General features: G+C 40.9%; 5 protein-coding genes. 1 reads left to right on the top strand and 4 read right to left on the bottom strand.

Annotation, left to right across the window (positions count from 1 at the left end; all coding sequences use genetic code 11):
• Position 1 precedes the first annotated feature (1 nt).
• The 4 genes from prwr041_RS02220 to prwr041_RS02205 form a co-directional block, all read right to left on the bottom strand.
• Complete coding sequence (locus prwr041_RS02220) at positions 2–1,753, bottom strand: glycoside hydrolase (RefSeq protein ID WP_207154701.1); 1,752 nt, start codon at positions 1,751–1,753, stop codon at positions 2–4.
• Between the two features lie 75 nt (positions 1,754–1,828).
• A complete protein-coding gene (locus tag prwr041_RS02215; RefSeq protein ID WP_207154700.1) occupies positions 1,829–3,424 on the bottom strand; it encodes a RagB/SusD family nutrient uptake outer membrane protein in 1,596 nt (531 codons plus the stop codon).
• Positions 3,425–3,442: 18 nt separating this feature from the next.
• Positions 3,443–6,469, bottom strand: coding sequence for a SusC/RagA family TonB-linked outer membrane protein (locus prwr041_RS02210; RefSeq protein ID WP_207154699.1), 3,027 nt, complete (start codon positions 6,467–6,469; stop codon positions 3,443–3,445).
• Between the two features lie 31 nt (positions 6,470–6,500).
• On the bottom strand, positions 6,501–7,955 hold the full coding sequence (locus prwr041_RS02205) for a hypothetical protein (RefSeq protein ID WP_207154698.1): 1,455 nt from the start codon (positions 7,953–7,955) through the stop codon (positions 6,501–6,503).
• A gap of 199 nt (positions 7,956–8,154) precedes the next feature.
• On the opposite strand from prwr041_RS02205, the gene prwr041_RS02200 reads away from it, so the two are divergent.
• Positions 8,155–12,189 (top strand): hybrid sensor histidine kinase/response regulator transcription factor, encoded by a 4,035-nt coding sequence (locus prwr041_RS02200; protein WP_207154697.1) that lies wholly within the window; start codon positions 8,155–8,157, stop codon positions 12,187–12,189.
• The last annotated feature ends 196 nt before the right edge of the window (positions 12,190–12,385 follow it).

Genomic DNA, 12,385 nt, shown 5'->3' with positions numbered 1-12,385 from the left:
ATTATTTTTTTATAAGTTTCTTACCATTGATAATATATACACCATGCTCTAGAGAGTTATACTTATCTGCAGAGTCTGCGACCTTTTGTCCGTTGAGGTTATATATTCCGTTATCAGCCTTAGCTGAATCAATCTTTACATTATTAATGCCAGCTGTTGTATCCAAATCAAATGTGAAAGTGACAACAGAACCTGGAGGGACCGTAATACGTAATGTAGGATCAGTGATAGTCTCGTCGCATGTAAGGTTGTTTGTCGCATCAGTAGTATACTTCTTTACAGACGAAATAGTCTTAGAAAAGTTATCAGCTGCTAGTTTAACTCCCTTAGCTACAGCGTTCATATTTACGAATACAGCAACAACTTTCTTTCCGTCAGGAGATACGTATGCACTTCCCATGAGAGAGTTGATATCACCGTCACCACTAAGAGCAATGCGCTTGTATCCAGGACGAATGAAACGACTGTAGTTACCAAGAACCCAAAGGTTTGGTGTTGCAGTTACTGTACCACCTGTATTCAAGTTACCATAACTTTCGTAAGTATTGTTGTCATCTGTTGCATTTAATCTTATTAGTTCAAAGCGGTTTTTCTGAGCATACATAGATTGAGCCATTGCTGTCCAGTATGACCATGAGATGAAGTTACCCTGTGTCATGCCGATATGTATCAGTTTGCCCATGAATAGTGCAATGTCCATATCAGTCGCATTCTCATAAGAATCAGGGAAGCCAGTCTCTGCATTTGGAGCAGCATCAAGCATACTCCATTCTGTCTGCATCACGTTTAACCCATATTTAGCAGCAGCTGCTGCAACATTTTCTCTCGTTGTTGTAAGGGCATCGTTTGTTGTGAATGTCCAATAGTCATGTCCAGCAACAGCTTTTGCCACATGACTTAAATCGCCTATATATGTATCAGTGTTTGTTTTATTCCAAAAAGCCTCTATCTGATTAGATGCACGACCGTTGTAATTGCTGCACTGCTGATAAAGTCTGTCAAGTGAACTAGCCTCAGGCATGATAATCTGTGTAGACAAATTACGTGAAGTAAGAGATTTGTCAAGTTCGCGTACGAGCTTTGAAATCTCATTGTTCTGCCAAGGAGAACCTTCCTGACCATCTGTCCAGTTAAATGCTGGTTCGTTTACTGGGTCAATGTATTTGATGTTGTATCCGTTCTCGCTGAAATGTGCAGTCACATTAGCTAGAAATTCAGCAAAGTCATCATAACTGTCTGCCTTCAGGTTAGCACCCGATGCATTGTTTTTGTTATTGGCAAGTCCGTTAGCAGTGAAATATACAGGAGCGGAATTAGAGAACAATAGGAAGTTGTCTACTCCATACTGTTTTGCCTGCTGCATAAAATACTGTTGTCCTGAAGATTTGTCCCAGTTGTATGTTCCGTCTTTTGACAAGAAACAATCAGTGCGTCTTGTTGCATCACTGATATTGCTTTCGCTACCTTGGTCTGCACTACCTGCACCAATGTTAACACGCCAAACAGACAATCCTATACCTTCAGGGGCTCCATTTGAGTCGAAGTTCTGACTGAACAGCCACTTAGCAGCTTGTGATTTCTGTGCGGCGCTGAAGTACTTGCCAACATAGTCGGCAGTCCAGCAGTCAGAAGCACCGAAATCAGAAATAGTCTGATAGGTGGTAGTTGGGTCTAAGGTAATTGTGAATGTAGACTGTGCCTTGACAGTGAATAGAGATGCAGCTAATAGTAAGCTTAGGTAAAATCGCTTCATACAGTTGTGTTTTCGATTTATAAAATATATATAGGGACTTGCGGCGAAACCGCAAGTCCCTAATGATATCATTAATTAATAGCCAGGATTCTGTTTGATAGAACCGTCGCTCATAATAATCTCAGAGTTTGGTATTGGGAATAGTTCATCACGACCATTCACAAAGTTGTAACCCTTGTTAGAGTTCTCGTTTTGATTGGTTGTTTCGTATGGATCGGTGCTCTCAACTAAGTTGTAGTGAACGAATGTACCGTTAGGACCCATAAGATTCTCAATGGCTTTCTTTCCGTTATCGTCATTCCAACGTCTTAAGTCATATAGACGATTGTCTTCCAATGCTAATTCAAGACGACGTTCCTTGCGGATAGCATCTCTTAGAGCAGTTCCACTAGAGGTAACATCGGCTAGATTCACACGTTTGCGCACTGTATTAAGTGCTCCACGAGCTTCTACGTCATGACCTAGAGCATTCTCAACCTCTGCATACATCAACAAAACATCGGCATAACGAAGAAGACGATAGTTCAGGTTGATATGTGGTCCGTCGTAAGGTGAAGGACGCTTAGCTATAGGAATAAACAATTTCATGTTAGCGCGTGCACTTTTGTGCTTGCTAGGAGTAATGATATAAGGATTACCCGCATTCCAAGTGTTGTCATTAGGCACGTATGTCTGGTTGTGGTGCAGGATTGTCCATATCTCGCGGATAGAGTCACCCTCATCCTTGAAAGCCTTGTCAAGGTTGCTTGTAGGAAGTCCCCATGACCAACCTGCGTCGTCACGTGAGCCAACTACTACTGAAAGACGCTCGCCAAGATTGTAAGACATAGTACCATTTGTCTGAATTTCAAACAAAGACTCCTCACTGTTATTGTGGTCCATGCTCCATACATCACCAAAGTTGTCAAGAAGTTTGTACTCTTTGCTGCCGATAACAGCTTGAAGTTGGGCTTCTGCTTCCTTATATTTCTGCTGATACAGATATACCTTTGCTAGAATACCCTGTGCGGCACCCTTTGTAACGCGACCAAGATCAGCAGAGCTGTACTGGCTGCGAAGAGGAAGATCAGGAATAGCCTCTAGCAAATCTTTTTCGATGAAAGCATAAGTATCAGCAGTGCTAGCGCGCTGAATACCCTTAACTTCATCAGGCATCATAAGACCTTCGACCAAAGGCACGCCTCCGAAGTTTTTAACCAAATCAAAGTATTGGAAAGCACGTAGGAACTTAGCCTCTGCAATGTAACGCTTTCCAAGAGCTTCGTCGTTGAATTTTACGTTAGGAATCTTCTGTATTGCGATGTTGCACTGTAGAATTCCCTTATATCTGTACTGCCAGAAGTTCTGGCAAGCATTACCTGCCTGAACCGTGTTGCCTGAATAGTGGGCTAGGTGATAGTAATCACCTGGATCCTGTGTGGTGTTACCCATCCACATGTCATCAGTACACATGTCTGCAGCATCATACATCTTGTAAATCTGCCACCAGTCATCACAGGCGAGACCTTGGTAACAACCAATTACCTGCTTTGCACATTCGTCCTCAGTGGTGAAGTAATTTGCCATATCCTGTTGACCGAGGATAGGTTCATTCAGGAAGTCTGAACAGCTGCTGAAACTCATTGTGAGTGCAGCTGCGGTCATTGAAAGACCTAATATGTAATGTTTCATATTATTTTATATAAAAGATTAGAAGTTTACATTCACGCCGAATAGGATAGTACGTGGATTAGGATAACCAGTCCAGTCGATACCTGTTTCTGTTACGCCTCCTTTACCTCCCAGAGATGCTGTTTCTGGGTCCATGCCAGAATACTTTGTGATAGTGAACAAGTTCTGTGCAGATAGTGAAAGACGTATGCTGCAAAGGCGAAGTACGCTCTCAGGGATAGTATATCCAATCTGAAGCAGCTTGCAACGGAAGTAACTACCATCTTCAACGAAGAAAGATGAAGGACGTGTGTAGTTCAGGTTAGCGTCGTTAACAGACAGACGAGGATACTCGTTTGTTGTGCCTTCTCCGTGCCAAGCCTTGTCAATAGTTCCTGCCATTACGTTTGAGCCATTCTGACCGAAGTAACGCTCACGGTTCAGGTTGTAGATGTCATTACCGAATGTTCCGTAGAACTGTGCCTGAATATCCCAACGATGATATGATGCGTTAAGGTTTACACCTAACATCAAATCTGGGAATGGATTGCCAATATAAGTCTTATCCTTCTCGTCGATAACGCCATCGTGGTTAAGGTCCTTGTAGCGGAAGTCACCAGGTTGAGCGTTTGGCTGCATTGATGTTCCGTGTTCGTTAGTGTAAGAAGTAACTTCTGTCTTATTCTGGAATATACCGTCAACAACATATCCGTAGAACTGGCTGATAGCCTTTCCTTCTTCGTTACGAATGATAAAGTCACCATTGTGGCTACCCATATAGATATAGTTACCGTTTAGGTTTACAGCCTTGTTCTTTACAGAAGAAAGGTTAAGACCTACACCATATTTAACTTCGCCAATCTTATCGTCCCAGTTGAAACCAAGTTCCCAACCAGTAGCCTTCATGCTACCGATGTTTTCCCACATCTGACCGTTCCACATAGGATAGCCAAGAACAAGAAGGTTATCCTTCTTCATAAGCATGTCGTGGCTCTTCTTTGTAAACCAGTCTGCTGTTACGCGAAGACGATTCTGAAGGAATGCCATGTCTACACCAATATTGTAATCCTCTACAGTTTCCCACTTAACATTTGTGTTACCGATAGATGCTACTGAAGAACCAATAGCTATCTGATTTCCGAAAACGTAACGGTTTGTATTGATAGCACTTGTATATGCAGAGTTGTCGATATTCTGGTTACCAACCTTACCCCAGCCAAGACGAAGCTTCAAATCATCAAATATTTTCTGGTTTTTCATGAAGTTCTCTCCACTAACACGCCAAGCTCCACTTAATGATGGGAATGTAGCATATTTGTTTCCTGTAGTGAACTTAGAAGAACCGTCAACACGGATACTTGCTGTAAGATAGTATTTCTCATCATAGTTGTACATTACACGACCAAGATAAGAGATAAGAGAACTATAAGTATTGCTTCCTTTAACCTGCATGTTGTCTGTACCTGCACTTACATAGCGCATTTCTTCAACATTTGAAGGAATCTTATCGCGGCTACCATCAAGATAGTAATTCTGGAAACGCTCCATCGTGTAACCAGCCATAACGTTAAGATTATGCTTCTTGTTGAAAGTGTTCATATAAGTAAGGGTATTAGTCCAGTTCCAGTCTACCCAGTTCTCCATTCTGCGTTTTGCGGTGCTTACTGCTGCTTGCTCAAGATTGTCAATATGGAAATCAGGAGTGTATTCATCAGATAGGCGGAAACGGGCGTTCATGCCAAACTGAGTGCGGAATGTCAGTCCCTTTATAGGATTGATGCTTATCCAAGGAGTTGCAAGAAGTCCGTATTCATCAGAATGCTTGTCAAGACGATTCATTGAAGCAACAGGATTCAATGTTTGGTTGTTGTTAGAGCGTGCATAGTTGCTATATGGGTTTGATGTCCATTGGCTCTGATCACGCATAACTGGTGTTGTAGGGTCCATAGTCATGACTGCTCCAATTAGGTCTGGAGTGTCATGCCAGTTCTCGTATTTAGGAGTGAAATCTACACCTGCCTGTACAATCTTGTTAAAGTTGTACTGCATAGAGAAACGAGCTGTGAGCTTCTGCCAGTCACCAACCTTATACTGTGAGTTCTGACGGAAGTAGCCAATACTTGCTGAATAAAGCAACTTATCTGTACCACCAGAGAAACCGAAGTTGTAGTTCTCTGTAATAGCAACGCTACGCATAGTTTGCTTCCACCAGTCAGTTCCCTGAGCATTAGTGATGTTAGCTATACCATTGTAAGGTGCAGTCTGGTTATCGTTTGTATAGCGAGTCTTGAATACCTGTTCGTATTCAGAAGCGCCTGCTATATCAGGTTTCTGCATAGTCTGAAGACCTACAGTTGCAGACGCTGTAAACTTAGTAGCGCCCTTTGAGCCTTTCTTTGTTGTGATAAGAATAACACCGTTACTACCACGAGTACCATAGATAGCGGCAGCAGATGCATCTTTCAATACCTGCATGCTCTCAATATCGTTCTGGTTTAGGAAGTTGATGTTTGTACCAACTGGCATACCATCTACAACGTAGAGTGGGTCAGAACCGTTGATAGTACTTATACCACGTATGATTACGCGTGGAGTGCTACCAGGACCTCCTGAATTTGTAATCTGCACACCGTTTACCTGACCTTGAAGTGCATTCATCACGTTACCAGTAGTTAGCTTCTCAAGTTTATCTCCTTTGATAGCAGAGATACTACTTGTGAGGTCGCTCTTCTTAACAGCACCGTAACCGATAACGACAACCTCATTAAGGTCTGATACGTCATCTTTCATCACTACGTTGATAGCGCTGCGTCCTGCAACACCAATGCTTGCCTTTTGGAAACCAACCATGCTAACCTCTAGAGTGGCATTTTTGTCAGCATCTATAGTAAAGTTACCGTCGATGTCAGTTATAGCGGCTGTTTTGGTTCCTGCTACCTTTACATAGGCACCCATGATAGGTTCCTTGTCAGCAGCAGCAGTTACCTGTCCTGTTACCTTTACGCTTTGGGCATGAAGTCCAAGAGTAAGGATAGAGACCAATATTATTAAAAAATATCTTTTCATATTTTATATTGTTTATATATAATAATGTGAATTATTTCACTAATACGAAGCGACTGCGTAGTAATGCATAGTCGAATTCGAATAGATATGTTCCGTCTGCAGGTACGGTAACCTCTTTCATGTTGTCACCACCATTCTTCACATTTTTCTCATTCTCATCAGATCCGTTGAAACGCCAGAATGGTTCAGGCCACCATCCCTTTATATGGGTCTGGCTGATCGTAAATGATACCTTTGTACCCTTAGTAAGAGTTACCTGACGATATAGACGATATGGGTTAGCCTTATCCTGAGACAAGATAAATGCTCCAGAGCTAGGGTTTGTTGTCCAGTTTGAAGCACCAGGAAGGCCTTCTCCTGCAAGACAAATTTGTGCAGGCTGAGCATCACCGTCAAGTGTTACACTCTGTGTTCCGTCAAGAACCATGCTAGGTGTTGTAGGAGTCCACGTTGTTACATTGTATTCACCAGTTACAGTGTTGAATGTAATTTCATAGTATCCAACAGTTTTAAGTATGATAGGTGTACCAACAGAAGGATTACTTGTAAGCAAACCTGTGTTTGGGTCTACACCGAAGCAGATAGGCTGGAAGTCAGTCTTCTGTGGGATAAAGCGGATAGGTGTTCCTGCCTTTTTGTTGTAATAATGTGCTGTGTACTGGTATTTGCCAGTGTGATCAATCAGCATAGGTACACCATAAAGGTCAGAGTTTAAATCAGCAGCCTCTGTAACATCAGCAAGATACATATTATCAAAGTCAGGAAGATCACTCACCTTGATAGTGCTTGTTGTTGTAGTACGGTTTCCTACTGCATCGCCAACAGTTATAGTCATCGCATAAGATGCTTCTTTTGTTGGCATGTCATAAGATTTACTCAATGTGTATTTAGTTCCGCTGATACTAATACTGTCATGAGTGTTTAGGTCTGGAATTGATACAACAATGTATCCCAAATTTTTGTTATCCGTTACTGTTGTGTTCAGTGTCAGCTTAGGATTTTGAAGCAGCACTGTTAATTGTGAAGATGGAGCAGTTGTAAATACAGGGCTTGTAAAATCGCCGTCTGTAGATACCGTCAATGTTTGTGTGGTGGTTCTTCCACCTACGTCTTCCACTGTAATCGCTACAGGGAATGATTCTGTACCTTTCCAATCCTTGTTACCTTTGTAAGCATAACTCAGGTTGTAAGTGTGAAGTAATGAGTCTGGATGATATTCCAGCAAATCAATAGTCTTGTCGAGGTTCAGTCCTTCGTTAACAAGACGGATAGACTTTATTCCGTCTGCATCTTGTGCAACACCCGTAATCGTGAAGTCACGTCCGGGTTCTGTCTTGAGTTGTACGGAACTAAGTGTAAGAGTTGGGGCTTTACCATCAACTGTTGGATAGTCGTCGTCGCTGCTACATGATTGCAGTGACAAACCCGCTATTACGGCGAAGGCACAAATAAGTAACCTTCTTAAGTAATTAGGTTTAGTTGCCATAAATAAATTAGGTTATAGTTATATAAAAATAATGTTTACGCAGCAAATTTAACATGCTGTAACGATAAGCATACTCATAAATCGTTCAATAAGGTTCTCAAATCGTTCATTGAACGATTTGAATGTGATTTTTGCTTTATATAAGATAAAATTGCTAACTTTGCAACCGTTTATTATCACATATTTCATCAAGGTAATCATGAAGAAGTATTTCTTTTTACTATCATTCCTGTTTTTCTCTATCTATTCTTTCTCTCAGAAGTATCAAGTTAAGTCTCTTGATATTACTGATGGACTGTCAAGTGACTATGTTCTTAGCATGGCTATGGACAAGTATGGATTTATCTGGGTTGCTACTGAAGAAGGACTGAATAGGTTTGACGGTTCCCGATTCTATACCTATTATAAGCATAATGGAGATAACAGTATCACTGGCAACGAACTAAACTGCGTTCTTGATGATCCTAAGGATAACAAAATGTGGATTGGCACTCAACGAGAGGGATTGAACGTCTTTGATTATGATACAGATAAGTTCAGCAGTTTTCGACATGACAAGAAAGATCGCAATAGTATTGTTACTAACGATATCACTTCTATCTCAGCTTCTGCAGATAGCAGTATATGGGTAACAACATATTGGGGTGGTATTGATTATTTCGACAAGAGCAATCAGCACTTTATACATTATAATAAAAAGAATGTGCGCGGACTTCCTTCCGATCAGGCTTGGTCTGTGTGTGATGCCGGTAACGGTCTCATATATGTAGGACATGTTTATGATGGATTATCTGTAATTGATACCCACAACAGGGTGGCTCATAACTATAAACATAACAATGCTGATCCGAATTCTATTTCAGGTAATGAGATTCATTGCATATTCAGAGATAAAAACGGAAATATATGGATTGGAACAAATAATGGACTTGACTTATTTGATGCCCTAAATGGAAAATTCATTCATTATAATGATGGAGGAAGAGTGCATCATCCTATCTTCTCTATCAAACAGATGGCTGACGGAAAATTATGGTTGGCTACAGAACAAGGGGGAGTAGCCATTCTGGATATCAATGCAGGTATGTATATGGGTACAGCCAACTGCAAATATGATTTCATTCAGGAGGGAAACGGAGAACTTGACCTTTCTGGTAACAGTGTGCGTTGTGTTCTTGAGGATGGATATCATAATGTATGGTTGGGACTATATGGTGCAGGCATTAACTTCATTACTCGCAACACACCGTTGTTTTCTCTGTTGAGTTATTCGCCAGTAAATCCCGAAAAGCATATTTCAACGAAATCAGTTCTCGGACTAGGATTCGATACAAAGGGAAATCTATTTGTTGGAACAGATGGTGACGGAATAAATGTATTTGATTCAGAAAAAAACAGGATACATTCTGATGTTTCGTTGCCAGGACGTTCAGTTCAGGTGGTGCATCGTGATAAGAATGGTAATATCTGGATTGGATGTTTTTCTGATAATGCTTACGTCAGGCGTGCTTCTGGAGGTCTCAGTAAGATATTTAAAGAAACAGTCGATGTGAGATGCTTCTGTGAGGACGGCAACGTGATGTGGGTAGGAACAAGTAGTGGAATATATACTGTCGACATAAATACGCTGAAGGTGATAAAGGCATATAAGATAAAGGAAAGCCTTGTTAGAACAATATGTCTTGATAGCAATCACAATTTATGGATAGGTACATTCGGTGACGGACTAGTAAAGTATGATCATTCAATGCGTCATAAGCATGCTTACAGCACAGATCATGGATTCCCTTCAAATACAGTAAATGGAATTATTCGTGGCAATGACAGGTCTTTCTGGCTTGCTACAGGTGAAGGTGTGGTTTGTTTCCCTGATGAGCATAAGAATCTGTATAAAGTGTATGGTCAGGACAACAACCTGAACAATACAAACATTCGTGCAATAGCACAGGATCGCAAGGGAAATGTATGGGTTAGCACAAATAAGGGCATCAGTTGTCTGAAGAAGGGCGAAACATCGTTTCTTAACTATGGCTATAAGGATAATGTTGCGCTGGGTAACTATAATCCGTCAAGTGTAACAACATCCCCAACCGGAACGATCTATTTTGGAAGTACTAGAGGATTAACATATTTCAATCCGTCAGAAGTATTGTCTAATCATGCAGCTCCTCAAGTCTTTATCACAGCTGTTGACATTCCTCTTGGCGAAAAGGCTTTGAGCGATAGCACGATAAACCTTATCGGAAAGAAGCAGATAGAACTTGGATATAAGGACAATACGTTTACGCTGCATTTCAATGTCAGAGATTATTCTTTGCTTGGCAGGGTAGAGTATTCTTATAGACTCAATGGATTGCAAGGAAACTGGCAGACAACAGAAGATAATGTAATCACGTTTCGTGATATTCCGTATGGCAGTTATACGCTTGAAGTACGTTGTCGCAGACATAATCAGGAATGGACTACCGATGTAGCTACATTAGATTTAACCGTTAATCCTCCATTCTGGCTCTCTTGGTGGGCAAAACTCATCTATACAATATCTATCATAAGTTTGACGGTCTACATATTCCGTAGTTACTCTCGCAAGATGAGATTGGAATATCTTTTGTCTTCTGAAAAGAGAAAACATGAACAGCAGCAAGAACTTAATGATGAGAGATTGCGATTCTTCACCAATATCACTCACGAACTGCGTACTCCGCTCACGCTCATACTCGGACCGCTTGATGACTTTTCTCATAGCAATGAACTGTCTGATAAGGTTAAGCATAAGTTGGCTGTGATAAACAGAAGTGCTAAAAGGTTACAGGAATTGATAAACCGAATACTTGAGTTCAGAAAGACAGAGACTGATAATAGAAGATTGTGTGTCGTTCGTGGAAATATCGTCAGCGCTGTTCATGAGGTGATGTTAAAATACGAGGAACTCAACAGAAAGGACAGTGTTAGAATACGTTTCGTCTCAACCGAAAACGATATTAAGATGTATTTTGATAATGAGGTGATAAACATGGTTTTAGATAACCTCATATCAAACGCTATTAAATATACTGACAGAGGTGAGATTATAGTTTGTGTAGAAAGAGTCATTAATGATGGTCGCAGAATGGTTCAGATAGCCGTTCATGATACTGGTCATGGTATATCTGCTGCTGCGCTGCCACATATCTTTGAACGCTACTATCAGGAGAATAGTCCTCATCAGGCTTCCGGTACAGGTATCGGATTGGCTTTGGTAAAGAGTCTTGTTGCGTTGCATCAGGGGCAGATTTCTGTAGACAGCAGTGTTGAGCATGGATCTCATTTCATTATTAGTCTTGCTGAGGATAATATATATCCTGAAGCATTGCATGGTGAACAGACTTCTGATGAATTAGAAGAGACAGAAGATAACACTGTTGTCGTCGAAAAACACGATGACGCAGACGAAAGTTCACGCGAGATATTGCTTGTTGTCGAGGATAATAAGGATATACGTGAATATATAGCTACATCATTTGCCGATAAATACGAAGTGTGTCAGGCAGAAGATGGTAGGGAAGGACTTGCTATTGCGCTTGACGTTATTCCGGATATCATCATCAGTGATGTGATGATGCCTAACATGGATGGAAATGAATTGTGTAAGATATTAAAGAACGACCAGCGTACAAGTCATATACCAGTAATACTTCTCACAGCCAAGGTAAGCAATGATGCCAAAGAAGAGGGCTATGATGCAGGTGCAGACTCGTATATCACGAAACCGTTTAGTGTTTCTCTTGTAGAAAGCAGAATAAACAATCTTCTTGAACAGCGTCGCCGTCTGCTTAATTCGGCAAACGAATCAAGATCAGGTCACGATTTGTCGTTATCAGAAAAGAATGAGATATTAAAGGAATCAATGAACAAGGTGGATCAGGAATTCTTTGATAATCTCAACAAGATACTTGACGACAACATCAGTGGCGTTCTTGACGTAAACTTCCTTACCGAGAAGCTAAACATGAGTACGTCTACTCTTTATCGCAAGATGAAAGCTCTCACAGGCATAAGCACCAACGAGTATGTAAGGCATTACAAGATGCAGCATGCCGAGAAGTTACTCTTAAAGAATACGTACACAATAAATGAGATTACCTATATGGTAGGATTAAGCAGCGTAACTTATTTCCGCAAGTGCTTCAAAGAGGATTTCGGTTATTACCCTACGGAGTATCTTAAGAAAATAAAGGCTGCTGGAAAGTCTTAATCATTACAAGTATTGTCTCCCGCAGATTACCCTCAATAGCATTCATTATGCATCTGGGTAATCTGTGGGAGAATTAATCAGGTTGAGTCTCTTTTACTATTTCTGGTATTTATGGAGAAGATGTCGATAGATCTACTATTAAAAGTATAATATTAGTAAATGAGATACCAGACATCGACTATAGAGTAAACGGTTA

The organism is Prevotella herbatica (assembly GCF_017347605.1).
Lineage (GTDB): Bacteria > Bacteroidota > Bacteroidia > Bacteroidales > Bacteroidaceae > Prevotella > Prevotella herbatica.
The sequence above is the reverse complement of the archived record's forward strand: the minus strand, read 5'-3'. Positions and strand labels throughout refer to the sequence as shown.

Excerpts from the sequence above, each read along its gene's own strand:
- prwr041_RS02220 (WP_207154701.1), bottom strand. The coding sequence starts at position 1,753 with ATGAAGCGATTTTACCTAAGCTTACTATTAGCTGCATCTCTATTCACT.
- prwr041_RS02215 (WP_207154700.1), bottom strand. The coding sequence starts at position 3,424 with ATGAAACATTACATATTAGGTCTTTCAATGACCGCAGCTGCACTCACA.
- prwr041_RS02210 (WP_207154699.1), bottom strand. The coding sequence starts at position 6,469 with ATGAAAAGATATTTTTTAATAATATTGGTCTCTATCCTTACTCTTGGA.
- prwr041_RS02205 (WP_207154698.1), bottom strand. The coding sequence starts at position 7,955 with ATGGCAACTAAACCTAATTACTTAAGAAGGTTACTTATTTGTGCCTTC.
- prwr041_RS02200 (WP_207154697.1), top strand. The coding sequence starts at position 8,155 with ATGAAGAAGTATTTCTTTTTACTATCATTCCTGTTTTTCTCTATCTAT.